This is a genomic window from Marivivens donghaensis (genome assembly GCF_030410045.1).
Lineage (GTDB): Bacteria > Pseudomonadota > Alphaproteobacteria > Rhodobacterales > Rhodobacteraceae > Marivivens > Marivivens donghaensis.
Map to the genome: position 1 here is coordinate 571,098 of NZ_JAUFRA010000005.1, position 26,055 is coordinate 597,152.

Annotated in this window: 23 protein-coding genes and 1 riboswitch; of the genes, 7 read left to right on the forward strand and 16 right to left on the reverse strand. The window is 56.7% G+C overall.

All coding sequences use genetic code 11. The features are described from left to right. Nucleotides 1-119: 119 nt before the first annotated feature. The 4 genes from QWY83_RS08460 to QWY83_RS08475 form a co-directional block, all read right to left on the reverse strand. Complete coding sequence (locus QWY83_RS08460) at nt 120-2,624, reverse strand: putative PEP-binding protein (RefSeq protein ID WP_249945737.1); 2,505 nt, start codon at nt 2,622-2,624, stop codon at nt 120-122. 126 nt (nt 2,625-2,750) lie between these two features. Continuing rightward, nucleotides 2,751-4,811, reverse strand: a complete 2,061-nt coding sequence (glyS, locus tag QWY83_RS08465; protein ID WP_249945299.1) for a glycine--tRNA ligase subunit beta — start codon at nt 4,809-4,811, stop codon at nt 2,751-2,753. After that, entirely contained in the window at nt 4,811-5,344 is a 534-nt protein-coding gene (locus QWY83_RS08470; RefSeq protein WP_105234533.1) for a DUF6446 family protein, read from the reverse strand. The genes glyS and QWY83_RS08470 overlap by 1 nt, the downstream gene beginning before the upstream one ends. Beyond that, nucleotides 5,341-6,273, reverse strand: coding sequence for a glycine--tRNA ligase subunit alpha (locus QWY83_RS08475; protein WP_249945298.1), 933 nt, complete (start codon nt 6,271-6,273; stop codon nt 5,341-5,343). Before QWY83_RS08475 ends, QWY83_RS08470 begins: the two co-directional genes overlap by 4 nt. A 173-nt stretch (nt 6,274-6,446) precedes the next feature. Here QWY83_RS08475 and QWY83_RS08480 point away from each other — a divergent pair, with 173 nt between their 5' ends. Continuing rightward, the gene (locus tag QWY83_RS08480) at nt 6,447-8,177 is read left to right on the forward strand and encodes a trypsin-like peptidase domain-containing protein (RefSeq protein ID WP_249945297.1); all 1,731 of its coding nucleotides are present in this window, start codon (nt 6,447-6,449) and stop codon (nt 8,175-8,177) included. 27 nt (nt 8,178-8,204) lie between these two features. Here the strand turns inward: QWY83_RS08480 and QWY83_RS08485 are convergent, their stop codons facing one another. The 4 genes from QWY83_RS08485 to QWY83_RS08500 form a co-directional block, all read right to left on the reverse strand. After that, entirely contained in the window at nt 8,205-9,653 is a 1,449-nt protein-coding gene (locus QWY83_RS08485) for a TrkH family potassium uptake protein (protein ID WP_249945296.1), read from the reverse strand. Between the two features lie 78 nt (nt 9,654-9,731). Next, entirely contained in the window at nt 9,732-9,959 is a 228-nt protein-coding gene (locus QWY83_RS08490; protein WP_249945295.1) for a hypothetical protein, read from the reverse strand. 117 nt (nt 9,960-10,076) lie between these two features. Then, the gene (folE2, locus tag QWY83_RS08495) at nt 10,077-11,177 is read right to left on the reverse strand and encodes a GTP cyclohydrolase FolE2 (RefSeq protein ID WP_067551638.1); all 1,101 of its coding nucleotides are present in this window, start codon (nt 11,175-11,177) and stop codon (nt 10,077-10,079) included. A gap of 107 nt (nt 11,178-11,284) precedes the next feature. Then, on the reverse strand, nt 11,285-12,463 hold the full coding sequence (locus tag QWY83_RS08500; RefSeq protein ID WP_249945294.1) for an aminotransferase class V-fold PLP-dependent enzyme: 1,179 nt from the start codon (nt 12,461-12,463) through the stop codon (nt 11,285-11,287). Between the two features lie 51 nt (nt 12,464-12,514). Further along, nucleotides 12,515-12,591: riboswitch (SAM riboswitch) on the reverse strand. A gap of 93 nt (nt 12,592-12,684) precedes the next feature. On the opposite strand from QWY83_RS08500, the gene QWY83_RS08505 reads away from it, so the two are divergent. Together QWY83_RS08505 and QWY83_RS08510 are read left to right on the forward strand one after the other, a co-directional pair. Further along, entirely contained in the window at nt 12,685-13,383 is a 699-nt protein-coding gene (locus QWY83_RS08505) for a glutathione S-transferase N-terminal domain-containing protein (protein WP_249945293.1), read from the forward strand. Continuing rightward, nucleotides 13,380-13,667 (forward strand): Dabb family protein, encoded by a 288-nt coding sequence (locus tag QWY83_RS08510; RefSeq protein WP_249945292.1) that lies wholly within the window; start codon nt 13,380-13,382, stop codon nt 13,665-13,667. Before QWY83_RS08505 ends, QWY83_RS08510 begins: the two co-directional genes overlap by 4 nt. Here the strand turns inward: QWY83_RS08510 and QWY83_RS08515 are convergent. The 3 genes from QWY83_RS08515 to ftsY are packed head-to-tail and all read right to left on the reverse strand — an operon-like array spanning nt 13,660 to nt 16,355. Beyond that, the gene (locus QWY83_RS08515; RefSeq protein WP_105234525.1) at nt 13,660-14,259 is read right to left on the reverse strand and encodes an inner membrane-spanning protein YciB; all 600 of its coding nucleotides are present in this window, start codon (nt 14,257-14,259) and stop codon (nt 13,660-13,662) included. The genes QWY83_RS08510 and QWY83_RS08515 overlap by 8 nt on opposite strands. A gap of 1 nt (nt 14,260) precedes the next feature. Continuing rightward, a complete protein-coding gene (locus QWY83_RS08520; RefSeq protein WP_249945291.1) occupies nt 14,261-15,163 on the reverse strand; it encodes a DMT family transporter in 903 nt (300 codons plus the stop codon). Nucleotides 15,164-15,188: 25 nt separating this feature from the next. After that, nucleotides 15,189-16,355, reverse strand: coding sequence for a signal recognition particle-docking protein FtsY (gene ftsY, locus QWY83_RS08525; protein ID WP_249945290.1), 1,167 nt, complete (start codon nt 16,353-16,355; stop codon nt 15,189-15,191). Nucleotides 16,356-16,472: 117 nt separating this feature from the next. On the opposite strand from ftsY, the gene QWY83_RS08530 reads away from it, so the two are divergent. Both QWY83_RS08530 and QWY83_RS08535 read left to right on the forward strand, forming a co-directional pair. Continuing rightward, on the forward strand, nt 16,473-17,498 hold the full coding sequence (locus QWY83_RS08530; protein WP_249945289.1) for an alkane 1-monooxygenase: 1,026 nt from the start codon (nt 16,473-16,475) through the stop codon (nt 17,496-17,498). Between the two features lie 36 nt (nt 17,499-17,534). Further along, nucleotides 17,535-17,933, forward strand: a complete 399-nt coding sequence (locus tag QWY83_RS08535) for a hypothetical protein (RefSeq protein WP_249945288.1) — start codon at nt 17,535-17,537, stop codon at nt 17,931-17,933. Here QWY83_RS08535 and QWY83_RS08540 read toward each other — a convergent pair whose 3' ends face one another. Next, a complete protein-coding gene (locus tag QWY83_RS08540) occupies nt 17,934-20,381 on the reverse strand; it encodes a beta-glucosidase (protein ID WP_249945287.1) in 2,448 nt (815 codons plus the stop codon). It abuts the gene before it with no gap. A 103-nt stretch (nt 20,382-20,484) separates the two neighbouring features. Here QWY83_RS08540 and QWY83_RS08545 point away from each other — a divergent pair, with 103 nt between their 5' ends. After that, nucleotides 20,485-21,519, forward strand: coding sequence for a LacI family transcriptional regulator (locus tag QWY83_RS08545; RefSeq protein ID WP_249945286.1), 1,035 nt, complete (start codon nt 20,485-20,487; stop codon nt 21,517-21,519). 10 nt (nt 21,520-21,529) lie between these two features. Here the strand turns inward: QWY83_RS08545 and purD are convergent, their stop codons facing one another. Continuing rightward, nucleotides 21,530-22,792 (reverse strand): phosphoribosylamine--glycine ligase, encoded by a 1,263-nt coding sequence (purD, locus tag QWY83_RS08550; RefSeq protein ID WP_249945285.1) that lies wholly within the window; start codon nt 22,790-22,792, stop codon nt 21,530-21,532. A 70-nt stretch (nt 22,793-22,862) separates the two neighbouring features. On the opposite strand from purD, the gene xseA reads away from it, so the two are divergent. After that, nucleotides 22,863-24,404: an exodeoxyribonuclease VII large subunit gene (gene xseA, locus QWY83_RS08555; protein ID WP_249945284.1), complete on the forward strand. Its 1,542-nt coding sequence runs from the start codon at nt 22,863-22,865 to the stop codon at nt 24,402-24,404. Between the two features lie 112 nt (nt 24,405-24,516). On the opposite strand, the gene QWY83_RS08560 is transcribed toward xseA, so the two are convergent. The 3 genes from QWY83_RS08560 to QWY83_RS08570 form a co-directional block, all read right to left on the reverse strand. After that, on the reverse strand, nt 24,517-25,026 hold the full coding sequence (locus QWY83_RS08560) for a CarD family transcriptional regulator (protein ID WP_067551068.1): 510 nt from the start codon (nt 25,024-25,026) through the stop codon (nt 24,517-24,519). 244 nt (nt 25,027-25,270) lie between these two features. After that, nucleotides 25,271-25,606 carry a ferredoxin FdxA gene (gene fdxA, locus QWY83_RS08565; protein WP_249945283.1) on the reverse strand — a complete coding sequence of 112 codons (336 nt, stop codon included), beginning with the start codon at nt 25,604-25,606 and terminating at the stop codon, nt 25,271-25,273. A gap of 48 nt (nt 25,607-25,654) precedes the next feature. Further along, nucleotides 25,655-26,053 (reverse strand): RNA-binding S4 domain-containing protein, encoded by a 399-nt coding sequence (locus tag QWY83_RS08570; RefSeq protein ID WP_249945282.1) that lies wholly within the window; start codon nt 26,051-26,053, stop codon nt 25,655-25,657. Nucleotides 26,054-26,055: the final 2 nt, after the last annotated feature.

Sequence of the window (26,055 nt, forward strand, 5' to 3'; positions counted from 1 at the left end):
GCCCCACGCTGGCCGGAGGGGACTACAAGAAACATTAGAACAGAGTCTACCCACCCATTCGTGCAAATTTAAACACGAATGAGTGTTCCAGCAACATATCGCGCAATGGTCGAAGTCGACTACCGCATACTGTTTTTGCGAGAGTCAGAAATTGCCAATTGTGCAGCAGAAAGTCGCGCAGATGGAACGCGGAACGGCGAACATGACACGTAATCAAAGCCTTGGCGGCGACAGAAGTCGATCGCGCTGCGGCTTCCGCCATGCTCACCACAGATCGAAAGCACCACATCGCGGCGACCCAAACGCCCCCGTTCAGCCCCGATTTTGAGCAACTCACCGACACCTTCGATGTCGAGAGTATGGAATGGATCTTCGGCGTAAACATGCGCATTGACGTAGGATGACATGAAACGGCCAGCGTCATCGCGCGACAATCCGTAGGTCATCTGGGTCAAATCGTTCGTACCGAAGGATAAGAATGCTGCGTATTGGACGATGTCTTCCGCCCGCAAGGCCGCACGTGGCGTTTCCACCATGACGCCATAGCGATAGGTGAAATTGGTGCCTGTCTCGGCCCGCACGTGACCCGCAACGGCGTCGATCCGGCTCTTGACCAGTTCAACTTCGCGCATCGCGCTGACGAGCGGGATCATGATTTCAGGGACCACAGGGTCACCAGAACGGCTCGCTTCAACGGTCGCTTCGAAAATCGCACGCGCCTGCATGTCGTAAATTTCGGGATAGGTCAGTCCCAACCGAACGCCCCGCATGCCAAGCATGGGGTTGTATTCGGACAGGGCTTCGACCCGCGCATTTACTTCGGACAGAGGCAAGGACAACTGTTCCGCCAATTCACGGTGGCCCGATTTGTCGGCGGGCAAGAATTCGTGCAAGGGCGGGTCAAACAGGCGGATGCAGACGGGTTTGCCCTGCATAATCTCGAACAACTCGATGAAATCGCCACGCTGCATCGGCAATAGGCGTTCGAGCACGGCGCGACGATCCTCTGAGGTATGCGCAAAGATCATCTCGCGCATCACACCCAAACGGTCCCCTTCAAAGAACATATGTTCCGTGCGGCAAAGACCGATGCCTTGGGCCAGGAAGTTCCGCGCAGTTTGCGCATCGGCAGGCGTATCGGCGTTCGCACGCACGCCAATGTCGCGATATTCATCCGCCCATTTCAGCAATGTTTGGAACGCGTTATCCAGCGCGGGTTCTTCGAGCGTGGCCGTCCCTGCCAGAACATCGCCAGACGAACCATCGACGGTGATTACCTCACCCTCGGCAAATTCGCGGCCGTCAGGTGCGATCATCACGCGGCGTTTTTTATCAATCACGAGGTCGGAGGCGCCAACCACACAGGGCAGACCAAGCCCGCGCCCGATAACAGCAGCGTGGCTGGTGATACCACCCCGCACGGTCAGAACCGCATTGGCCGCATGCATCCCGCGAATATCCTCGGGCGTTGTTTCGCGACGAACAAGGATACAAGGCTCGCTCCGCGCGGCACTGGCCTGCGCATCATTCGCCGAAAACACAATGCGCCCGACCGCAGCGCCAGGGCTCGCCGCGATACCGCGAACGATCCGATCGCGTTCGGTCATCGGCGCAACCTGACGGTGGAGCAATTCAGACAGAACCGCAGGATCAACACGCATCACGGCTTCATCGGTCGGGATAATCCCATCTTCGGCCAATGCGACCGCAATACGCACCGACGCGCGGTTGGATCGCTGAACCCGAACACCGTCAAGGATATGCAACTTACCGTTTTCAATCGTGAATTCGATCTGCATTTCCTCGCGCAGACGAACACGAACCAATTCGCCAAATCGGACGAGCTCTGCGAACAACTCCGGCAGTTCCTCTTCGACGGATGGACCGCGCCCGTCTTGAACGAGGTAGAGTGCACCCTTCGCAGCAGACAGGGCCTCGCGGCCTTGGCTTTGGCTTAGGTAACGCCCTTTGATCCGACGTTCGCCTGTCACTTCGTCCACGAATTGAATGACGCCAGACCCAGAGGTTCCCTGCCCCACACCCAAGGCGATCCGCTGAACGACGAGACCAAGTCCCGCATCAATCGGCGCACCTTTGGCCTGCCGCAAAAGACGTGCTGTTGTCCCATCCCACGCCCGCGCCATCGAACGCAGAACTTCGCCCAACTGTTGAACGGGGTCTTGGGGGAAAACCTCATCGGTTTCGTATTCGAAGGCATCCAACATCACGCGCACCGATTCCAGTGTCGGCGTGTCGGGCAGGTAGAACGGCTCTGGATCGAGGCGAGCCACCTGCACAGCATAGGACTGAATGAACCGCAGATAAATCGCGGTCGCCGCTTCTTCGCCGATTTCGGCGCACAGAGCAGCGTGGCGTTCGTCGTTCATTCCGATATTCAGAATGGCCGAAGGACCACCCCAATCGGGGTCTTGGCTCGACGGACGAACGGACAGAAGTGGCGCACCCCCAAAGGGCGCGATCAGCTCATCCATGTCAGGCATTTGACCGCGTGCAATATCGCGTACGGCGTCGAACGATAGTGCGACCGTCGTCGGCACCGGCATGTCCAAGCGCACCAAACGCTGCAAACATTTCGCCCGTCCACCATGCACCGATGGAGACATCGAAGCGGTCGGGGTAATCAGGGTAATCGGGTCGTAAATACGGTCTTGCTGCACTGCGGCGAACTCCTTGCTGCGATGCACTTTAGAGCAAGCGCGATTCGCAGCAAGGGTAACGTGACGGTTTTATTAACCTTCGACGCGCGAAAGATCGGCCACAGAGGTACAAATCGTCCGAATACGCGACAGAAGGTTCAGACGGTTGCGACGGATGATCTCGTTCTCCGAGTTCACCTGAACCGCTTCAAAGAACCCATCGATCGGAGCACGCAGGGAGGCCATCGCCGACATAGCTGCGGCAAAGTCCTCAGCCTTCATCGCAGGTGCAATCGCGGCCTCTGCGGTATCGAGCGCCGCAAAGAGCGCCTTTTCCGCATCGCCCTCGGCAAATTTCACATCCGCACCGAACGAATATTCGACGCCGTCTTTGTCTTCGGCTTGGGACAGGATGTTAGACGCACGTTTGTAACCTTGCAGAAGGTTGGTGCCGTCCTCAGTGCCCATCATGTCCTGCAGGGCCCGCGCCCGTTTAACAAGCAGCGCGATGTCATCGCTGCCGTCCATTGCAAGACAAGCGTCGATTACGTCGTGACGAATGCCTTCGTCGCGGAGGAACACCTTCAGTCGATCATGGAAGAACGACAGAAGGTCTGCCGAATCCGCGCCAGCGTTCGCCTTTGCGATGACGTCAGACAGTTTCAAGGTCAGGCCATTCGACAGGATCAAACGGATCACACCGAGGGCTGCACGACGCAGTGCGAACGGGTCTTTGGAACCTGTGGGTTTCTCATCAATCGCCCAGAATCCAGTCAGCGTGTCGAGTTTATCAGCAAGCGCCACAGCCACCGAAACAGCTTCGGTCGGAACGTCGTCAGACGGGCCTAGCGGGCTGTAGTGATCGCGGCAGGCATCAGCTACAGCATCGGACAATTTTGCACTTTTCGCGTAATAGCGGCCCATGATCCCCTGCAATTCAGGGAATTCGTAGACCATTTCCGATGACAGGTCACATTTAGCGACTTTCGCTGCCAGCTCTGCCTCTGCCGCATCCGCACCAACAACAGGCGCGAGCTCTTTGGCCAGTGTAGCGATACGCCCGATGCGTTCAGCCTGCGAACCGAGCTTGTTGTGGAAGGTCACATTGGCGAGCGGAGCGCCCATCGCCTCGAGCCCTTCACGTTCGACCGTGCGCAGGTCGTTCTCCCAGAAGAACTTTGCGTCCGACAGACGCGCAAAGAGAACCTTTTGGTTGCCCTTCAGGATTGTCGCGCCTTGATCGGCGGTCTCGATGTTGGCGACCGTGATGAACTTTTCGATGCGGCCCGTTTTCGGGTTCCGAACCGAGAAGAACTTCTGGTGCTCTTTCATCGAGGTTTGCAGAACTTCTGGCGGCAGACCGAGGAAGGCATCGTCAATCGAGCCCATCAGAACAACGGGCCATTCAACAAGGCCCGACACTTCAGCCAGAAGGCCCTTATCGTCGACGACTTCCAGACCAGCGGCGAATGCCATGTTCGTGGCGTCCTGCCAGATCGCATCGGCGCGTTCGTCCGCACGCAGGATAACCTTCGCGCGTTTTAGTTTCGCCTCGTAGTCATCAAACCCAGTGACCGTAAAGGCGTCAGGCGCCATGAAACGGTGCCCTTTGGTCGTGTTCGACGAGGTGATGCCGTCTATATCAACAGGAACAACTTCGTTGCCGTCAGCATCAGACAGGATACAAACGATGGAATGCAGCGGACGCACCCAACGCAGCGGGCCAGCGCCCCAGCGCATGGATTTCGGCCATGGGAAATTGCGGATCGTTTGTTCCAGAACCTCTGCAATCACCTCTGCCGCCTTACGGCCCGGTTTTTCGATCACTGCGAAATAGGCCTGACCCTTTTTCTGGTCACGCACTTCTAACTGGTCAATCGTTAAACCTGTCGAACGCAAGAACCCTTCGATGGCTTGTTCTGGTGCGGTGGTCGCTGGGCCCTTGCGCTCTTCACGAACAGGTTTGGATTCCGCGAGGAGATCATCAATCGACAGTGTCAAACGGCGCGGGGTCGAAAAGGCAGCGGCGCCAGCGTAGGTCAAACCAGCCTCGACCAGTCCATCGGTGACCGTCTTGCGCAGATCGTCAGCCGCTTTGGCCTGCATACGTGCGGGGATTTCTTCAGAGAAAAGTTCGATCAGAAGATTAGGCATTAGTTTGTCCCTTCGACGGGTGTCGGGCATCCTTCGGGCAGCGGATCGCCGTTGAATTTGGCTTCGCCGCATTTGTTGATCTGGTGCCAGACATAGCCATGTCCGTCGCCCGTAAAGGCCACCACGCGATCAACGCCGTAGGTGATATTTTCATGACCCATAAAGGCCACAGCTTCACCAGTTTCGAGAGCTGCGCCGACGTTACTCGCGTCGTAGCAATCGAACCAGTTTGGACCGTTCAGCGGCACTGGGTCTGCATACATTTCATAATTGTCGGTCAGCGACCCCATGCTGATCGGGGTCGAGAAACACGCGCGGAAACGGATCGGAGAGCTATCGCTATCGATCGCCTCGAACCCTTCGGTCATGATGCCTTCGGGCTGGCCTGTATGGATCGAGGTCAGTTCAACCTCGCCAAACGATGCAGCGTCCACGCGATCATAGAAAGCGTAGACCTGATTGTAGTAAAGAACAGCACCAGCCAGAAGCGCAGACACAACAATCCCCGAAAGAGCCACTTTTACCGCATTCATTCGGCAGCCTCGGCGGTATACCCACCGGCCTCTGTCTGAACGAAGGCGTCCGCACACAGTTTTGCCAAGGCACGAACACGGCCGATATAGGCCTGACGTTCGGTGACCGAAATCACGCCACGTGCGTCGAGCAAGTTGAACAGGTGCGATGCCTTGATGCACTGGTCGTATGCAGGGTGCGCCATGACGATGCGTTTACCCGTTTTCGGATCAACCGCGGGGTTGTCGAGGATACGCTGACATTCTGCTTCTGCATCGATGAAGTGACGCAAGAGCTTTTCAGTATCCGCCGCATCAAAGTTATGGCGCGAATATTCTTCTTCGGTCTGACGGAAGATGTCGCCGTATTTCAACGCAATCGGAGCGTCTGGATCGTTGAATGGCATATCCATCACGTGATCCACGCCAAGGACATACATCGCCAGACGTTCGAGGCCGTAGGTCAATTCGCCCGAGACAGGTTTACAGTCGTGACCGCCAACCTGCTGGAAATAGGTGAACTGCGACACTTCCATGCCATCGCACCAAACTTCCCAGCCAAGGCCCCACGCTCCCAAGGTCGGGGATTCCCAGTCGTCCTCAACAAAGCGGACGTCATGCAGACCAAGGTCGATACCGATCGCCTGAAGCGAACCAAGGTAAAGGTCCTGAAGATCAGGCGGCGACGGTTTAATCAGCACTTGATACTGATAGTAGTGCTGCAGACGGTTCGGGTTTTCACCATAGCGACCATCGGTCGGACGGCGGGACGGCTGAACATAGGCCGCAGCCCACGCGCGATCACCGAGCGAACGCAATGTCGTCGCAGGGTGGAAGGTGCCAGCACCAACCTCCATGTCGTAGGGTTGCAGAACTGCGCAGCCCTTTTCAGCCCAGTAGGTCTGGAGCCTCAGGATGATCTCTTGGAAAGAACGGGGTTTATCGGCCATGGTCGCCCTCTTTTCGGTTCCGCGCCTGAATAGGCTGCACATGGGGCGGGGTCAATTGGGGCGTCGGTGTCACATTCGCTTCAATGCAGTTATTTTCGGGCGTCGGGGGCTTGGTAATGCCCGTCGAGTGGTGTCATAAAGCCCCATACTTTGACTGTAGAATTGGGAACAGTATGATCCGTCGCCTATCCGTTTTTCTTATTTTTGTGTTTACGTCTTTTTCTGCGGCTGCCCAGCAGTCGTCTTGGGTCCAACTCGAAGCGCACCCCACATTGACCGCCGCACAGGATGCAGCGCGTAAATATGCGGCTGAGCTGGACGATGTGAACGGATTCTATCTGGGCTCGGATTGGTATGGCGTGGCGCTCGGGCCCTACACCCGCTCTGATGCTGAAGCCCTGCGTCGTCAGCTGCGCAGCTCGGGCCAAGTCCCGCGCGATGCGTTTGTCAGCGACGGCGAACGTTTTGGTCAACAATTCTGGCCGATTGGCGTTGGCGCACCGATCAAACCGCAACCGCTGCCGACTGAAACAACCGACCTCCCCGTTGTAACGATTGTTCCTGATGAAGCACCTGCGGAACCCGCCATCGTCGACGAAACACTGGCCGAGGCCCGCGCGAGCGAAGCGGCGCTGGACCGTGGCGAACGTGAGATGCTTCAGATCGCGCTGAAATGGGCGGGGTTCTACAACTCCTCGATCGACGGCGCCTTTGGTCGTGGCACCCGCGCCTCCATGAGCGCATGGCAAGAAGCGAACGGCTACACCAACACGGGCGTTCTGACCACGCTGCAACGTGCCGACCTCTTGGCGCAATACAACGCCGTCCTCGAGGGTCTGGACATGGAACTGATCCGTGACGACGCTACGGGCATCGCCATTGAAATCCCGACCGGCGCTGTCGAATTCAAAGCTTATGATTCCCCCTTCGCTCGGTTCGAGGAAAAGGATGGGTCGGGCGTAACGGTCCTGCTGATTTCTCAACCCGGTGACCGGACGCGGTTCTTTGGTCTCTACGAAATCCTGCAAACACTGGAAATCGTGCCGACAACGGGCGACCGCAATCGCCGCGACAGCTCGTTTGAAATCGAAGGCGTGAATGACAGCATCCACACCTATGTGACTGCGTCGCTCTCTGGAGGTCAGATCAAAGGCTTTGCCCTCGTTTGGCCCGCTGGTGACGACGAACGCCGCACCCGCGTGACCGAGATCATGAAAGCGAGCTTTGAAACGTTGGACGGTGTGCTCAACCCCGCCCAAGCTGCCGAGGAACAGTCCATTGATCTGGTCTCTGGCCTCGCGATCCGTAAACCGCAACTCGCACGCTCTGGCTTCTATGTGGATGGCGCGGGCACTGTTGTGACGGCGGCAACCACCGTTGCGAACTGTGAACGGGTGACGCTGGACGATAGTTTCGACGCAGATGTTGTGTTCAACGACGGCAGCGTTGCCATCCTGCGCCCGCAGAGCCGTCTTGCCCCGATGGGATCGGCGGACATTCAAACCGCCCTGCCCCGAATCCAATCGCAAATCACCGTGGGTGGTTATCCCTACGGCGGCGCGCTCACCTTGCCGACGCTGACATTTGGGACACTCGCTGATGTACGTGGCTTGGACGGAAATGACAGCACCCTGCGCCTAAACATGCAGACCGAGGATGGCGACATTGGTGGTCCAGTGTTCGACAATGGCGGTGCTGTGATTGGCATGCTCTTGCCGCACCCTGCGACAGGCAATCAGATCCTGCCCGAAGAGGTCAGCTTTGCCTATTCCGCTCAGGGCATTTTGAGCGCGCTCACTTCGGCAGGCGTGACGGCAAAAACAACGGACTCGATGGCTTACATGCCGCCAGAGACGCTCACATCCATGGCGTCAGACATGACCGTCTTGGTCAGCTGCTGGTAACGGCTTGGGGCGCTTCGGCGCCCCTTTTTACGAGCGCCAGAACCGTGGCAGGATGAGAACGAACACCGATACGATCTCTAGCCGTCCCAAGAGCATTCCCAAGATCATCAACCATTTCGCCGTATCTGGGAACGGATGCACAGCGCCCGACGGTCCTACCTCTGGGCCGAACACGGGACCGATATTAAAGATCGATGTCCACGCCCCAGTGATCGCCGCAAAAAAGCTAAGTCCCGTCATGCCCATCAGAACAACCAGAATGCCGAAGGTCATCACAAAGCAGCTAAAAAGCAACATAACGGAACTTAAAACCTCGTCGCTCACGGCCCGACCCTCGAACCGAACGGAAACAACTCGGCTCGGGCTATAAAGTCGCCGAATTTGGGCAGAAATCGCACGCAGCATAAACTGATAGCGGAACACTTTGATCGAACAGCCCGTCGACCCCGAACAGCCGCCAATCATGCCAACGGCAAAGAGGATCGCAAAGGCAAATGGCCCCCAAGCGACCACATCCCCGTCCCCAAACCCAGTCCCCGAAAAGATCGAGACAACGTTGAACAGGGTCGAGCGGAACATCTCTTCGCTGTAGTCCCCATGGGCGAACATACGAAACACAACAATCAGCGCCGTCGCGTAGAGGGTCCACGTGAAATAGGCCCGCACCTGCGCGTCTTGGAACAAGGGTTTCGGATCACCTGTGACCATTTGCAAAAATCGCAAGAACGGCACTGAGGCAAGGAACATAAAGACCACAGCGACATACTGCGGCGCGCCAGGGAACGCGGCGAAGGATGCATCCGAGGTCGAATAGCCCCCCGTCGCAATCGTCGTGAAGGCATGCACGATCGATTCCTGCATGTTCATCCCAGAGATCCCGTAACAAACCGCACAGAGCACCGTGAGACCGATGTAGATATTCAGCAGGCCCTTCGCGATGTCCAATGCACGGGGCAGCGATTTGCCCGAGGTATCAAAGCCCTCGGACTGAAAGAACTGCATCCCGCCGACTTTCATCACGGGCAGAAAAATCATCGCAACAATGACGATCCCGAGGCCACCAAGCCATTGCAGGATCCCGCGCCAGAGCAGAATGCCGTAAGAGTGGGTCTCTAGCCCTTCAATCGTCGTGGCCCCGGTCGTGGTCATCCCAGACATGGATTCGAACATCGCATCGACGAGTGAAAGCTGGGTTTCCCCGATCATAAATGGAATAGCCCCGAAAGCGGGCAAAGCGATCCACACACCTGTGGTGAGGATAAAGCTCTGTTTGAGCGTCAAACCATCGCCCAATTGGTTCGAACAGGCCAAGGCGAGAAACACCCCAGCCATGGTTGTCAGCACCGAACTTTGCAGAAAGGTCTGCCATTCGGGGTCGTTGTGAAAAAGGTCGAACAGCATCGGGGCGACCATGGTCAACCCCATTACCGCTGTCAGCAATCCTATCACGTATCCAACTGGGCGCATATCAATCATGGCCGAAGGCTTGGCGTTAGGCTGCTTGTCTGTCAAGCCGCGACACAGGCAAATTCCCTGCCGCGGATCACATCGTCATCAAACGTAGAACATATCGCGGAAAACGTGAACGGCGATCTGATCACGACGAAGACCCATCGCAGCCAGCTGTTCATCGGTCTTTGCGTTGAGAGCAGCAATTTCACCAGCGCGGGTTTTACTTTCTCCATACGCCTTGATACCGCGACCGAGTGCAGAAACGAACTGGCGTAATTTTTTGCGAAGCAGTGCTGCGTCAAAGGTCGGATTAACTGCGATTTGTGCCATTTTGGAACATCCATGTAGAACGAGTTGTTTCCCTCGTACATGAACGATAGCGCCAATAGGTCAGTATGTGCGCCGTTGATTTTGCATTGCAGCATTTCACCTGCTGCAATGCAGAATTTATCCGACGTGAAACAACGTTGTGAACAAACGCGGGTCAATGCTGTCGCTGTCAAAGGTCTCCCCCTCGACCAAGACCGACACAGCGTCATGGCTGTGCAGGCTCTCTTGGTGGCTGGCCACAACGCGGAAATCACCGACACGCGGGTCCTGCTGAAGCTGCTCGCAGAAGAGACGCGCCGCGTCCTCAACAAATATCGGATTGGCCGCGTTGAGTTCGGCGAATGCCTGTTCATCTTCACGCTTAACCATCACTTGGGTCTCGGTCGGGACAGCAACCCGCGCCATGTCGATCAGATCTTCGAACCATAGCATCGGGCCGTCTTCCATCACCGCCGACATGCGGGCCACAGAGCGCTGCGAATGCGGCGTGGCCAACTGACCACGGAATTGGCGCGCGTGTTCGGACAGTTCGAGCGAACAGGGGCATGTCGACGAATAGACGTAATCGAGATGGATTATCTTTTTGCGCACGCCTGCGCGTTCAACCAGTTCGAGCGCGATGTCGTAATACTGGAACCCCTCAAGCCCCGAACGCAGCGAACGGACCTTCATCGGGAAACGGAACCGCATCTGGATACGCGCATCAAAGCTTTCGAGGTCGGCCATATAGGCGTCCAGCGCGTTCTCCATCACCTCAAAGCTGAACGTCTGCTCTGAGTGCTTGTAGAAGGACCGCATGATGCGGGACATGTTGATGCCCTTCTTTTCTGCTTCAAGGCTCACCGTCCCCGTCACAGAGGTTTCGAGCGTCACATCACCATTGTCGCGAGTGTGAAAACGGATCGGCAGACGGAAGTTCGATATCCCAACGTGCTGGATTTGCTGCTTTGCCCCTTTGATCAGGCTGCTTGGCCCGTTCTGGAGGTCAGGCATCGACGCCTTGTAGTCCTCATCCACCACGAAATCTTCGGGGTAGGCGCGAGCGAGGGCTGGGTAGTTTGAAACTTCCTGCCCAGGGATCAGGCGCGACACGAGAGGGTCGAGCGTTGCCACCTCTTCGGGTGTGGCATCGCCTGCCCAGCGCCGCAAAAGCGCCAGCGCCGCCTCGGCCTCTTCGCGCGACGGTTCGCGGTCCATGTCAGACGAGTGGATATTCATGTCGGAGCCTCCCGCAGGTGCAGCACGCCCCACTATATGGGATGCGCGCGACAGTTTTCCATCAAATGCGAAGGGAATACGCTTGGAACCGTCGCGCGGATCACTCATCAGATGGCATCCAATGCTTGTTTCAGGTCTGCCAACAGATCGTCAGCATCCTCAAGGCCGCAGGACACACGCACCAAACCGGGTGTGATACCCAGCGTGTCTTTCTGATCCTGCGGCAAACGCTGGTGCGTTGTGGTCGCAGGATGGGTCACCAGCGACTTACTGTCTGCAAAGTTGTTGGTGATCGTGAAAATCTTGAGCGCGTTGAGGAAACGGAAGCATTCTTCTTTGCCGCCTTTCACGTCAATCGCAAAAACAGTGCCGACGCCCTCGTATTGGGACTTCGCCAGCTCAAACTGAGGATGACGCGGATCAAGAGGGTAGTTCACCGAGTTCAGCTTTGTATGACCGGCAAGCGCATCAGCCAATTTCACCGCGGTTTCAGACTGCTGCCCCACGCGCAGGAACAGAGTATCGAGCGACTTCAGCATGACCCAAGCGTTGAACGGGCTCATCGCGCCACCAGTGTGTTTGAGGTATGCCTCAACAGGCCCCCGAACGAGCTCTTTCTTGCCCAGAACCATACCGCCAAGGCAGCGACCCTGACCGTCCACGTGTTTGGTGGTCGAATATACGATGAGATCAACGCCCAACTCGCCAGCGATCGAATAAGCTGGCGTGACCATCGCGTTATCACACACAACAATCGCGCCATTGGCATGCGCCAGTTCGACAACAGACTTCATGTCGATCACTTCGAGCGTCGGGTTCGAAATCGACTCAAAGAAGACGACTTTGGTGTCGGGACGGATCGCAGCCTTCCACGCATCCAGATCACGACCATCGACCAGCGTCAGTTCGACCCCAAACCGTTGCAGCACGTCCTCGAGGATATAGAGGCACGATCCGAACAACGCGCGGCTCGACACAATGTGATCGCCAGCCTTCAGCATAGACATCAGCGCACCGTTCACTGCGGCCATACCCGAAGCGGTGGCAAATCCTGCCTCAACGCCCTCAAGGTCGGCCATACGATCTTCGAGCATAGCAACGGTCGGGTTGCCATAGCGCGCATAGATAAATTCGTCTTCGCCGAGTTTCACAAAACGGGCCTCGGCCTGTTCTGCGGTTTCGTAGACAAAGCCCTGCGTCAGAAAAATCGCCTCGGACAGTTCGTTGTACTGGCTGCGGCGGGTGCCCGAATGCACGGCGCGAGTGCGTTTGGAAAGTTTGTCCATGTCTTTGTTCCTTACGGCCATTAAAAAACCCCTACACCGAATAAAGGGAGCAGGGGTTGGCCTGTTTCCTTTTTAGCGGTTTGTTTAACGTGGCCCGCAATCCGGTTCAAATCGCCACGGCAGAGTGGTTACGCCGTTGTGACATTCTGGTCAAGGAAAACGGCCTTGCGGCCCAGCGCGAAACGCGCATTGTGACCCCACCTTGCGAACAGGAGTTTCAGATGACCGCTGCAATCGATCTCTACTACTGGCCGACGCCAAACGGCAAAAAGATCACCATAGCCTTGGGTGAGATGGGCTTGGACTACAACCTGATCCCAATCAACATCGGGGCGGGCGACCAATTCGCGCCAGACTTCCTTGCCATTGCGCCAAACAATCGCATGCCCGCCATCGTCGACCGTGATGGCCCCGATGGCGAACCGATCTCTATTTTTGAATCGGGGGCGATCCTGCAATACCTCGCGCGGAAAACTGGACAGTTCGGCGGTTCGACAGAGCGCGAACGGGTGATGATCGAACAGTGGCTGATGTGGCAAATGGGCGGCGTTGGGCCGATGGCCGGTCAAGCGCACCACTTCCTCAAATACGCGCCCGATATGTCCCCGCCCCAAGTGCTCCCCTACGCGCAAGACCGTTACCGTAATGAGGTTGGCCGCCTCTATCGCGTCTTGGACAAGCAGCTCCAGGACAAAGAGTACGTCTGCAGCGAATATTCAATCGCGGACATGGCGATCTACCCTTGGGCTGCGGGATGGGAAGGCCAGCAGCAAACGCTTGACGACAAACCGAACTTTGCCGCGTGGTTGGCGCGTATGGCGGCACGTCCCGAAGTTGCAAAAGGGATGGAAGTCGGAGCCGAACTGCGCCAAAAGGCCTTCTCCAATGAAGAAATGGAACGGCTGTTCAAACAAAAATGATACGTCACATCGTCTTTTTCACAGCAAAGTCACCAGATGATCGCGACACCGTTTTCCAAGGGCTCAAACTCTTGGAAAACATTAAAGAGTGCCGCCATATCGAAATCGGTGAAAACCTGAACTCTGACCCCATCAGCCCTGATGGTCCAGATTTCATTGTCTATGCTGAATTTGACGATGCCGAACAGCTAGCGGCCTACAAGGCTGACCCGCTCTACGCTGAATCGATCCGCATTGTGCGCCCTCTGCGCGACATGCGGATCGCTGCGGATTTTTTTACTTAGGCTCTTCGATCAAGAACCGCTGGAGCGTCACAATCTGCGACCAGAGGAACAGGAATAGGACCACGGGGAACGCAAAGGTTTCGAGCGTGACCCAAAGTTCCTCGCTCTGCGTGCGCCAGATGAATTCATTGGCCGCGGCCAATCCCGCAAAGAACACGGTCAGACGGCGGGTCAGGATCATCCACCCTTCGCGCTGCATGGGCAGAAACTCTCCCATCACATACTCGAGCCAGCTCTGACCGCGTAAGAGCCCGATACCGAGCAGCAGCGAGAAGAGCCCGTAAACAATTGAGGTCTTCATTTTAAAGAAGGCCTCATCATTGAACCAAGCGGTCAACCCACCGAAGAAGATCACCATGATCGCGGTAAAGACCTGCATCCGCGACAACTTTTTCGTGAGGAACCAGAGCACGGCCATGGCTGCCAGCAGCACAGGAATGAACACGACTGCCGCGACGATAAAGCCGGAATAGTCAGTGCCTGCGATAGTATAGGTGTTATCCTTGATCTTAATGTAGAGCAGGAAGAACGCCAATGTCGGCCCCAGTTCCAGCACCTGTTTCAGGATCGGATTGATCGGTTTTGCTGACATTCTAGCCTCCCATTTCCACAATGATTGCCCCTATGGCAATCAAAGTCATCAGCGCCAAACGGCGCGGCCCCACCTTTTCACCCAAGATGAACCATCCAATCAAGGCCGCAAAAACAGTAGAAGTTTCACGAAGCACCGCTGCTTCGCCGACCTTGTCCAAACGCGTTGCGATCATCACGCCGCCAAAGCTGATCCACCCAATCACAGCCCCCGCAAATCCACGCCACATCAGCGGGCCGATTTGGGGACGTTCACCAGATTTGCGCAACTTCAGGATCGCGATGATGGGCATATCTACGCCCGACAGGAAAAAGAACCACGCAAGGAAGGTAAACGGATCAGTCGCCTGACGAATGCCCCACGCGTCATAGGTCGTGTAGACCGCAACCATCAAACCACAAAGGACCGCCCAGACGAGCGCGACTTTGACCCGCCACGGGTCAATCACTTCTTCGCTCAGGTTGCGCAGCGCCAAAAGGAGGATCCCCCCCGACAGGCACGCCACGCCGAGCCATTGAACCAGCGTGAAATGTTCGTGAAAAACGACCGAGGCAAAGATGACCGTGACCAGCGGGCCAGAGCCGCGCACAACCGGATAGACCACGGTGTATGCCGCGTATTCATAGGCCAGCGCCATCGTCACCTTGTAGATGAAATGGATCACCATAGCGCCGGCGAGGACACCCCACATCGCGCCTTCGGGCCACGGAACAACGAACAGCGCGAAAGGGGCTGAGACGAGCGTAAACCAGAGGTCAATCGACCCTCGCGCCACCCACGGATCGTGTTTGCCCTTTTGCAACGCACCAAAGGCCGCATGTGCCAAGGCCGCCATCAAAACCAACAGCGTCGCCAGTTGCCGACCTTGGTCCGTGCCTTCGAGAGAAACGAGCCACTCACCCATTGGACAGACGGACCAATATCGGCATTTAGTTCAGACCAACCAGTGCTTTGGCGAAATCTTCGGGATCGAAGGGTGCAAGGTCGTCGATCTGTTCACCGACACCGATCGCGTGGATCGGCAGGCCGAATTTATCAGCAAGCGCGACCAGAACGCCGCCTTTGGCCGTGCCGTCAAGTTTTGTCATAACGAGGCCCGATACATCCGCCAGTTTCTGGAACGCATCGACCTGCATGATCGCGTTTTGACCCGTCGTCGCATCCAACACCAACAGCGTGTTATGCGGCGCATCGGGGTCTTTCTTGCGGATCACGCGAACGATTTTCGACAGTTCTTCCATCAAATCCTGACGGTTCTGCAAACGGCCCGCTGTATCAATCATCAGCAGGTCAGCACCATCCTCATGTGCCTTTGTCATCGCGTCAAAAGCAAGGCTCGCAGGGTCGGACCCTTCTGGCGCGGTCAGGACAGGCACGCCAGCGCGCTGCCCCCAAACTTGTAATTGTTCAACAGCCGCCGCGCGGAAGGTATCGCCAGCCGCGATGACCACGGATTTACCAGCGGCCTTAAACTGGCTCGCCAATTTGCCGATGGTCGTGGTTTTGCCCGACCCATTCACGCCGACCACCAAAACCACCTGCGGTTTCTTCGCATAGATCGGCAGGGGTCGTGCCACGGGTTCCATGATGCGGGTGACTTCATCGGCGAGAAGCTGTTTGATTTCTTCAACCGACAGCTTTTTGCCCATACGACCTTCGGCCATGCTCGACGTGACCCGGAGCGCGGTATCGACACCCATATCAGCGGCAATCAACAACTCTTCGAGCTGTTCGAGCATATCATCGTCAAGCGTCCGACGCGGCGCATCAGGCTTGCGCCCCAGCATACGACCCAAAATACCCGGCTTCGCGGTTTCATCGGTGGGCCCATCTTCGATCAATGGCATCGGCGTGACCGTCAACTGAACCGGAACGATAGGCGCAGGAGCAGCCTCAGGCTCGTCCTCTACCTCAACCTCAGGCTCGTCGTCTTCGACTTCAACGGACGGCTCTTCGATCACCTCTTCAACGATGGGCTCATGCTCTTCCTCGGCTGGCAGATGATCCTCTGCCTCTTCGACAATAGCCTCCAGCCCCTCATCGATTTTCGACGAAGATTTGGTCAAACGGTCACGAAGTTTCTTGAAGAACGACATAAGTAAGCCCTGAACCGGTTTTACCACCACCTAATGGCAACGGAAGGCGATGGAAAGACCTGCGCCACTAGTCAGTCGCGATTAGGGGGCATATCACTGCATCAACAGGAGAGTCCCATGCGTCCGATGACCCTTTTTACGATTGCGACACTGACACCGCTGCCCTTGATCGTGCTTGCTGCACTGACGGGCGGATGGTGGGCGCTGCTTGCACCGCTTTACATGACCCTGATGACCGCATCATTGGACGAAATGGTGAAGCGGATCACTCCCACCGTGCCCGAGGCCGAATTTCCTGTGGCAGATCGACTGTCAGTCATCATCGCCCTTGGTCAATTTTGTTTATTGGGTGCAGTCACTTACGGGATGGGTCACGGCCTAAGCGGTTGGGAAAAGGTCGGGGTATTTGTGGCAACAGGGCTTTACCTCGGGCAGGTTGGCAATTCGAATGCCCATGAACTGATCCATCGCGGCAGCCGATTCCTGCATGACTTGGGCATGTGGGCCTATATTTCGGTCCTCTTTGGGCATCACACCTCTGCACATGTTCTGATCCACCACCGCTTTGTCGCGACAAAGTCTGATCCCAATTCCGCTCGCAAAGGTGAAAGTTTCTACCGATTTGCCCTTCGGGCATGGATCGGATCGTTCCGTGCGGGCCTCAAAGCGGAATCAGAGCGGCTGAAACATGCGGAGCGGGCCTCGTGGAGGCATCCCTACGTCATCTACATCAGCGGGGCGCTTTTGATGATCGGCGCGGCCTATTTGATTGGCGGTAAGATCGGCCTCCTCTGGTATCTCGCCATCGCAGGTTTCGCCCAAGTGCAGCTGCTGATGTCGGACTATGTTCAGCATTACGGCCTCCAACGTTATGTGTCCGAGGATGGTAAAGCTGAACCTGTTGCGGGTCGTCACAGTTGGAACAGCCCGCATTGGTTTTCATCCGCTCTGATGCTCAATGCGCCGCGCCATTCGGACCACCACGCGCACCCTGCCCGCCCTTACCCTGCGTTGGAGTTGGGCGAAAACCCGATGCTGCCGAGATCGCTCCCCGTTATGGCATGCGTCGCGCTTTATCCACGGTTCTGGCGCAAGGTCATGGACCCACGGGCCGCAAAATGGCGATCGGTCACCAAAACCTGAATTGAGCGCAGACGGAAAACAGGGGACACTCCCATCATGCGGACCATCACACTCATCCTCGCCCTCTGCGCCCTGCCCGTTTCGGCACAAACGGCCCTGACCGCCGAGCAATTCGAAGCCCGCGTCGAAGGCAAAACGCTCGATTTTGGCTATGACGGCGAAACGCCCTACGGATTGGAACGCTACCTGCCCGACCGCCGCGTTTTATGGAGCTGGGGTGACAACACCTGTGAGCCTGGAAAGTGGTATGAAAATGACGGCGAGATTTGTTTCGTCTACGACTTTGACCCCACACCCCAATGCTGGACCTACTACGACATGGACGGACGTCTCATGGCTGTCTTTATGAATGACATCGACACAGCCACGGGCACGGTTGTCTATGAACTCTCACCCGTGGCCCGTGAACTGATTTGCGATAACTTTGGTATGTGATCAGACAGGGATCAGCGCATCGTCGCGCTGAACGGTCGCGACACTTCGGATATCTGCCGCAGACAACCCTGCTTCAATTGTAAAGCTGCCCGCCTCGATCCGCCATTGCCCGACGGTCACGTCAAAGAACGCAAAGGCCCGCGGCGGTAGCGCCATCCGAACGGTCGTTGTTTCACCCGCGTCTAGGTCAACTTTCGCAAAGGCTTTCAACTCTCGCGCTGGCCGCTCGACCGAAGCCTCAAGATCGCCAACATAGACCTGCACCACCGTTGAACCGCGCCGCGCCCCTGTGTTGGTGACAGGGATCGTGCAGATGATGTCGTGACCATCCTCTGACAATTCCATCTGCCCAAGGTCAAAGTCAGTGTAGGACAGGCCAAAGCCGAACGGGAACATCGGTGCGATCCCGTGTTTGTAGTAGTGGCGGTATCCAGTCATCACCCCTTCTGCGTATCGAACATGCCCATCGAGACCCGGATAGATTTCAGGATCCTGCGAATGGGCTGGATTGTCCGACAGCTTGATCGGGAAGGTCTGGGGCAAACGCCCTGCGGGCTCCGCATCCCCGTAGAGCACATCAACGATAGAATTCCCCGCTTCTTGCCCGCCATACCACGCTTGCAAAATAGCTGCGACATCAGAGACCCAAGGCATCTCAACGGGTCCACCCGTTTGCAGAACCACGACCGTATTCGGATTGGATGCCGTTACCGCAGCGACCAATTCATTTTGACGACCGGGGAGGTGGATATCCTCCATATCCCAACCCTCGGTATCCCATTCGCCCGAACGCCCAATCACTACGACAGCCACATCAGCCTGCGCTGCGATCTCAGCCGCCTGCGCAATATCGGCTTCTGTCATCGGCACCGAAATACCGACACGCAAAGCCGAGTGGTTCAGGTTGTCTGGCGTTTTCGAACGGAATTCGATCCGAATGTCATGCGCCTGACCCGCCGTTAGCTCGACCGCACCGACGACCTCATCGTTCCCTTCTTCAAAGAAGGTGCGCCCTTTGGTCCATGTCTCTTCCCAACAATCCACAATCAGTTTGTTATCGACATAAACACGCGCATAGCCCGCAGCATGTGCACCGATGTGATGGATGCCCGATATAGTCGGCGTAAAAGTGCCCGTGATCTTGGCCGCAAAGTTCGTCGGGTCGACCTGACCGCCCGCAAACGGCGGGACCCAGAACGCATTTACGCTGTCCATCGATTGAGTGTGAGCAGGTTCAGAGGTGAGGTCGTGACCGCGATAGAACGAAAGTTCGAAATCGCCGGTAAGGATCGGTTCCCAACGGTGGTTGGTGCAGCCTTTGGCAAAGCTAAGGTTTTCAGCCCCAATACGGGCCAAAAGCGCATCGTAAGGCGACACCATGTAGTGCGGGTTCAATTGGGCAGAGCCGCCACCCATGATCTTAACCTCTTTGGCGTTTGGACCGATCAAAGCGACCTTGGCCTCGGACGGGAGCGGCAGAACACCATCGTTTTTGAGCATGACCATGCCGTCTGCCCCCGCCTTGCGGATCAAGTCGCGGTGTTCGGGGCGATCATCCGCACGTTCAACGAACGGGGTCGTGTCGGTAAGGCTCCCCACCCGATCCATCAGGCGCAGCATGTTCAGCGCTGCAGTGCGCACTGTTTCACGGCTGACCTCGCCCGCGTGAACGGCAGCGACCAGTTTGTCGCCACGATCACGGGTCGGCCCAGGCATCTCCAGATCAAGACCCGCATTCACGGTCGGCGCGGTGCTGCGTGACCCGAACCAATCGGACATGACGATACCATCGTAGCCCCACTCTTTGCGCAGCACATCCGTGAGCAGCCATTCGTTTTCAGCCGTGTAGGTGCCGTTCAGACGATTGTAGGACGACATGATCGCCCATGTGCCCGCCTTTTTCACAGCGTCCTCGAACGGGCGCAGATAAAGCTCGCGCATGGTGCGTTCGTCGATATCTGAACTGATGGTCGTACGTTCAATCTCGCTTTCATTCCCGACGAAATGCTTGGGCGATGCGGCGACACCTTTGGACTGCAGGCCCCGAATATACCCGACCGCGAGAGCCGAGGTCAGTTCTGGATCCTCAGAGTAACATTCGAAATTCCGCCCGTTCGTCACACCACGATGCAGGTTGATTGTCGGCGCCAAGGCGACGTGCGCGCATTTCGATTTCACCTCATCCGCGATGGCACTGCCGATTTGTTCGGCCAGTTCAGGGTCCCACGAGGCCCCAATCGCGATACCGACAGGAAACGCTGCAGCCGTGACACCACCGAACAGAGATCCGCCCCCACGCGCCCCGTTCGGGCCATCGGTGACGCGCATTTTAGCTATCCCGAGGCGTTCGATCTCTGGTGTCGACCAAAAATCTGCCCCCGCCAGAATGGCGACTTGTTCTTCCAGCGTCATTTCATCCACGATAGCTTCAATCGATTGGGTCGCCATTTTGAGTGCTCCGTCAGAGGGAATCTAAAATCTAAAACGTTATAGATTTTTCTATAACGTTTATGTAGGGTCCAACAATAGGAATAAAAGGAACGTTTTAAACATGACCGATGCGGGAAAGAACACCAACACTATTGCCGCGCAGGTCACAGGGAAGCCCACACTCAAAACGATCTCAAAACTGAGTGGATTGGCGATCCCGACGGTATCTCGCGCGCTGAGCGACGCACCCGACATTAGCGAAAAAACAAAGAAGAAGATCCGCGAAATCGCGGCAGAGATTGGCTATGTGCCAAATCGTGCTGGCGTTCGACTGCGGACAGGCAAGACGCTGGTGATCAGCTTGATCCTCGGACCAGATTCCGAACTGATGCCCCATACCGCGCAACTTATCGGATCAATCGCCCGCGCCTTGCGAGAGACACCCTATCACCTAAACGTCACGCCCTATTTACCTGACGATGACCCGATGAAGCCCATTCGGCAGATCGTCGAAAATAGACTGGCAGATGCGGTAATCCTGAACAGAACCCAAGCAGACGATCCTCGTGTCGCTTATCTGTTGGAAAAGCAATTTCCCTTTGCCACGCACGGACGCACGAATATGTCCGATCGTCATGCCTATTTCGACTATGACAACGCGGCATTTGGGGACTTTGCCGTTCGCCACTTAGCCGCGCGTGGGCGCAAACGCATCGCACTCCTGGCGCCGAAACAGAACCAGCTTTACGCAACTCACATGATCGAAGGCGCTTTGGCCGCTGCCACGGATTGCGGCGTATCGCTGACAGTTTTGGATGATGTCGATAGTGACGCACGGATTGACGAAATTCGGGCCGCGATTGCGCTACGGCTAAAGGACAACCCGGATGTCGATGCGCTGATAACCGCTTCGGGCGTTGCTGCGATGGCCGCTGCCGCTGGTGCTAAATCGGCAGGGCGGGAAGTCGACATTTTTGGCAAAGAAGCAACGTCGATCCTGAGGTTCTGCAACCCTAACATCCTCACCCTGCGCGAGGATGCAGCACGCGCTGGCGCGTTTCTAGCCGAGGCCGTGGTTGCGGCACTCAACGACCCACTAGGGGCACCGAAACAAGGGCTTCAAGTGCCAAGCGAGGCTGACTTCAACCTCGCTTGAGACTCATAAATCAGAGCGCGCGCCAACCGATATCGCTGCGATAGAACCCTTCGGCCCAATCGATCTGCTCAACCATCGCGTAGGCACGCGCACGCGCCTCGGCCAAGGTCGCGCCACGCGCGGTCACGTTCAGAACACGCCCACCCGTCGCAACAATCGCGCCGTCTTTTTCGGCGGTACCCGCGTGGAAGCAATATTCGCTGCTGGTCTCAGGCAAATCGCCCAGACCCTTAATCACGGTGCCTTTTTGATAGGTGCCCGGATAGCCGTTCGATGCCATCACGACGGTGAGCGCATTATCATCTGCCCATTGCGCCTGAACTTCGTTCAAACGGCCCTCAGAGCAGGCAAGCATCAGGTCGAGAGCCTGACCACCCAAGCGCATCATCAAAACCTGACATTCGGGGTCACCAAAACGGCAGTTATATTCAACCAGTCGAGGCTGACCGTCTTTGATCATCAGACCCGCATAAAGGACGCCCTGATAGGGCATACCCTGATCTTTCATCGCTTTCATGGTCGGAATGACGATTTCGTTCAATGCTTTGGCAGCAACCTCATCCGACAGAACGGGCGCAGGCGAATAAGCCCCCATCCCGCCCGTATTCGGACCAGTGTCGCCGTTGCCGACACGTTTGTGGTCTTGCGCGGTGCCAATCGGCAGCACGTTTTCACCATCCACGAGGAGGAAGTAGGACGCTTCTTCGCCGTCCATAAATTCTTCGATCACGACTTCAGCACCAGCCTCACCGAATTCGCCGCCGAACATATCGTCGATGGCATCCAGCGCGTCTTGTTCGTTCATCGCAACGATCACGCCCTTGCCCGCAGCCAGACCATCGGCCTTAACCACGATCGGTGCGCCCTGTTGGCGGATGTAATCCTTGGCTGGGGCCGCCGAGGTAAAGCGCGCATAAGCCGCCGTCGGTGCATTCGCGGCGTCACAGATCGCTTTGGTAAAGGCTTTAGACGCTTCCAACTGCGCTGCCGCCTTAGACGGGCCAAAAACCTTTAGGCCAGCTTCGCGCAGACGGTCAGCGACGCCGGCGGCCAGAGGGGCCTCAGGCCCGATGATGACGAAATCAATCGCGTTCTCTTCGGCGAACGTCGCAACAACATCGCCGTCCAGAATGTCGATTGCCGCACATTCAGCAATCTGCGCGATACCAGCGTTACCTGGCGCAACGATCAGTCGATCACATTTCGGGTTCTGTTTCACAGCCCAAGCAAGACTATGTTCACGTCCACCACTACCCAAAATTAGGATGTTCATTGCGCCCTCCGCTTGGCCTTTGCTTGCGGGCGTTCTAAGGTTGCAGGACGAATATAACAAGGGCGAGCAGATGGACCTTTTCGAAGAGCCGAACGACAACGCGCATGAGTTTTCCGTATCGGAAATTTCTGGGGCCATCAAACGCACGCTCGAAGGTGAATTTGGCAACGTCCGTGTCAAAGGCGAGGTTGGCCGCGTGGTCATTGCCCGCACGGGTCACATGTATTTCGACCTCAAGGATGATCGCAGCGTTATCGCCTCGGTCAGCTGGAAAGGCCAAGTTTCCAAACTGTCCCACATGCCCGAAGAAGGGATGGAGGTTGTCGCCACTGGCCGCCTGACGACCTTTGGCCCGCAATCGAAATACCAGCTCAACGTCGAAGATATTCGCCCTGCGGGTGCGGGTGCGCTTATGGCGATGTTGGAAAAACGCAAGGCCGCTCTCGCTGCCGAAGGGCTGTTCGCGACAGAACGCAAACGCCCCCTACCCTACCTGCCCGAAGTCATCGGCGTTGTAACGTCCCCAACTGGCGCAGTCATCCGCGATATCCTTCACCGTCTGCGGGATCGGTTTCCGCGCAAAGTGCTCGTTTGGCCCGTCGCCGTCCAAGGCAAAGACTGCGCTCCTCAGGTGGCCCACGCCATCGAAGGGTTCAACCAGATGACCCCAGGTGGCGCGCTCCCCCGGCCAGACGTCATCATCGTCGCCCGTGGCGGTGGTAGCATCGAAGACCTCTGGGGTTTTAACGAAGAGATCGTCGTTCGCGCTGCTGCCGCGAGCCAGATCCCATTGATCTCTGCTGTCGGCCACGAAACCGACACGACGCTGATCGACTATGCCTCGGACATGCGCGCGCCGACCCCGACGGCAGCGGCTGAATTGGCTGTGCCGGTCCGACTCGAACTTTTGAACTGGGTCGAAAATCAGGGCATGCGCCTCACCCGTTCGGGAACGCAGGCCGTCACATTGCGCCAACAACGCTTGTCTGACCTGTCCCGCGCCATGCCCAAAGCGACCGAGCTTCTCGAAGGGCCCAGTCAGCGGTTGGACATCTTGTCCGATAAACTCGACAACGCCTTGCGCGACTTCACCCGCCAAAAGCGGCTCAAACTAACTGAGGCGTCTGGTCATCTTCGCCCGTCGGTCCTGACAAATCGGATCGCCGAACAAAACCGCCGCCTCGATGATCGTTCGGCTCGACTAGCACCTGCCCTTGCACGTGGGACACGTCAGCACCGCCGTGATTTCACAGCACTGACCAGTCGTATCCGCCCTGCGGCTCTCAAAGAGAAAACCGCGCTCTTGTCGGAACGGCTCGTCCCGCTTGCCCGCCGACTGACTGACCACGCGAACCGCGACCTCGCAGATCGTAAGGCAAAACTGACTGCATTAGACCGCCTACGCCTGACCCTCGGCTACGAATCCACGTTGCAACGGGGCTATGCGGTGATCCGCGACGGCGACAAAGTCATTACAACCACCAAAGAAGCCAAGTCAGCGAGCGCCCTCGAAATCCAGTTCGCGGACGGACGGATCACGCTCGACGACACCCCAAAAGCCGCCCCCAAGGCCAAGAAGCCAAAACCACCAGAACAAGGCAGCCTCTTTTAACCTGCCTTTGTGCCCAAAATATCCCGGGGGTTTGGGGGCAGCGCCCCCATGACCTAAAAACGAAAAAGCCGCGCAATTTGCGCGGCTTTTCCATAATCAAAACTTCAACCAATCAGGCGGCGCGGCCAACCAGAACGCTGTCGATTTCTTTTGCAGCGTCTTGCTCGTTATGGCCGCCGACAGCCGCGATTTCGCGGGTCAGGCGCTCAAGCGCAGCTTCGTACAACTGACGCTCAGAATAGGACTGCTCGCGCTGGTCGTCCGCACGGTGCAGGTCACGGACAACCTCAGCAATCGCGATCAGATCGCCAGAGTTGATCTTCTGTTCATATTCCTGAGCGCGACGCGACCACATAGCTTTCTTCACCTTCGCTTTACCCTTCAGGGTCTTCATCGCATGAGCGACAACGTCAGGCGACGACAGGCTACGCATACCCACTTCGGTGGCCTTGTTTGTCGGCACGCGAAGGGTCATTTTGTCTTTTTCGAAGGAAATCACGAACATTTCGAGTTCGAACCCAGCGACTTCCTGCTTTTCGATGTTCACGATCTGGCCAACGCCATGAGCGGGATAGACCACAAATTCGTTCGGGCTGAAGTCGTTCTTCTTGGATTTAGTCATTTTCGTCCTTCCTATGGACCGACCCCAAAGAGTCACAAGATCCGGCGGGGCAAAAGCCTCCGTCGGAGTAAGTTGGATATAGGGATGGGTCAGTTTTCCGGCAGCATTTGCAAAACTTATATCACAAAATCCGACTTCTTGGAAGCGCCGCACCGCAGCAGGGGCAAACCCAATAGCCCCATATAAAACAAGGCTATTCTATCGCGTGGATAGAATAGCCTCGAATCAATTTGGTCGAATCAGATCAGTTTCCTTCGCCGGGAGCCTCAGAGAAGAGATCCATCTTGCCGGGCTTGCCGTCCATCTCTTCTGCGGTCGGCATCGGGTCTTTCTTAGCCGTGATAACAGGCCAGAGTTCCGAATACTTGCGGTTGAATTCAACCCATTTCTCCATATCCGGCTCAGTGTCCGGACGGATTGCGTCTGCAGGGCACTCTGGCTCGCACACGCCGCAATCGATGCATTCATCAGGGTGGATGACGAGGAAATTCTCGCCTTCGTAGAAACAGTCTACTGGGCAGACTTCAACGCAGTCTGTGTATTTGCAGGCAATGCAGTTTTCCGTAACGACGTAGGTCATGGATCGGTCCTATGATGTTCGGGCGCCTTGCTAGACCGCCCTGCCCAATCATTCAAGCGCGAATGGATCGTCAGAGCCCAGATGCGACGCCATGTTCCGTCTCTCGCGTTTTCCGGGGCGTCCCTTCCCATCAAATGCGGGATTTTTGGGAGCTTTTTCCGTCGCATCCTTGGTGATTGGCGCCAAATCTTCGTAAAGCGCCTGCGCTTCGGGGGCAGGACCGCGCCGTTCGCCGATCGCGAGGATTCGGACGACACGGATATCGTGCCCTTGGGCAAAGGTCAGAACGTTGTCCGGACCCACCATACGCGCTGGTTTGGAAATAGGTTGGCTGTCGATCCGCACCTTGCCCTGTTTCACCACATCGGCGGCTAGCGTGCGCGTCTTGAAAAAACGCGCATGCCAGAGCCATTTGTCGATGCGGATAGTGGGCCGCGGATCGTCCACGC

Bases quoted from the DNA above. Each gene is read 5' to 3' on its own strand.
- QWY83_RS08485 (WP_249945296.1), bottom strand. From the start codon at position 9,653: ATGATTGATATGCGCCCAGTTGGATACGTGATAGGATTGCTGACAGCG.
- QWY83_RS08480 (WP_249945297.1), top strand. From the start codon at position 6,447: ATGATCCGTCGCCTATCCGTTTTTCTTATTTTTGTGTTTACGTCTTTT.
- QWY83_RS08535 (WP_249945288.1), top strand. From the start codon at position 17,535: ATGCGGACCATCACACTCATCCTCGCCCTCTGCGCCCTGCCCGTTTCG.
- folE2 (WP_067551638.1), bottom strand. From the start codon at position 11,177: ATGAATATCCACTCGTCTGACATGGACCGCGAACCGTCGCGCGAAGAG.
- QWY83_RS08530 (WP_249945289.1), top strand. From the start codon at position 16,473: ATGCGTCCGATGACCCTTTTTACGATTGCGACACTGACACCGCTGCCC.
- purD (WP_249945285.1), bottom strand. From the start codon at position 22,792: ATGAACATCCTAATTTTGGGTAGTGGTGGACGTGAACATAGTCTTGCT.
- QWY83_RS08500 (WP_249945294.1), bottom strand. From the start codon at position 12,463: ATGGACAAACTTTCCAAACGCACTCGCGCCGTGCATTCGGGCACCCGC.
- QWY83_RS08475 (WP_249945298.1), bottom strand. From the start codon at position 6,273: ATGGCCGATAAACCCCGTTCTTTCCAAGAGATCATCCTGAGGCTCCAG.
- QWY83_RS08510 (WP_249945292.1), top strand. From the start codon at position 13,380: ATGATACGTCACATCGTCTTTTTCACAGCAAAGTCACCAGATGATCGC.
- QWY83_RS08560 (WP_067551068.1), bottom strand. From the start codon at position 25,026: ATGACTAAATCCAAGAAGAACGACTTCAGCCCGAACGAATTTGTGGTC.
- QWY83_RS08505 (WP_249945293.1), top strand. From the start codon at position 12,685: ATGACCGCTGCAATCGATCTCTACTACTGGCCGACGCCAAACGGCAAA.
- xseA (WP_249945284.1), top strand. From the start codon at position 22,863: ATGGACCTTTTCGAAGAGCCGAACGACAACGCGCATGAGTTTTCCGTA.
- ftsY (WP_249945290.1), bottom strand. From the start codon at position 16,355: ATGTCGTTCTTCAAGAAACTTCGTGACCGTTTGACCAAATCTTCGTCG.
- QWY83_RS08460 (WP_249945737.1), bottom strand. From the start codon at position 2,624: ATGTCTCCATCGGTGCATGGTGGACGGGCGAAATGTTTGCAGCGTTTG.
- glyS (WP_249945299.1), bottom strand. From the start codon at position 4,811: ATGCCTAATCTTCTGATCGAACTTTTCTCTGAAGAAATCCCCGCACGT.
- QWY83_RS08540 (WP_249945287.1), bottom strand. From the start codon at position 20,381: ATGGCGACCCAATCGATTGAAGCTATCGTGGATGAAATGACGCTGGAA.
- QWY83_RS08545 (WP_249945286.1), top strand. From the start codon at position 20,485: ATGACCGATGCGGGAAAGAACACCAACACTATTGCCGCGCAGGTCACA.
- QWY83_RS08515 (WP_105234525.1), bottom strand. From the start codon at position 14,259: ATGTCAGCAAAACCGATCAATCCGATCCTGAAACAGGTGCTGGAACTG.
- QWY83_RS08520 (WP_249945291.1), bottom strand. From the start codon at position 15,163: ATGGGTGAGTGGCTCGTTTCTCTCGAAGGCACGGACCAAGGTCGGCAA.
- fdxA (WP_249945283.1), bottom strand. From the start codon at position 25,606: ATGACCTACGTCGTTACGGAAAACTGCATTGCCTGCAAATACACAGAC.
- QWY83_RS08470 (WP_105234533.1), bottom strand. From the start codon at position 5,344: ATGAATGCGGTAAAAGTGGCTCTTTCGGGGATTGTTGTGTCTGCGCTT.
- QWY83_RS08490 (WP_249945295.1), bottom strand. From the start codon at position 9,959: ATGGCACAAATCGCAGTTAATCCGACCTTTGACGCAGCACTGCTTCGC.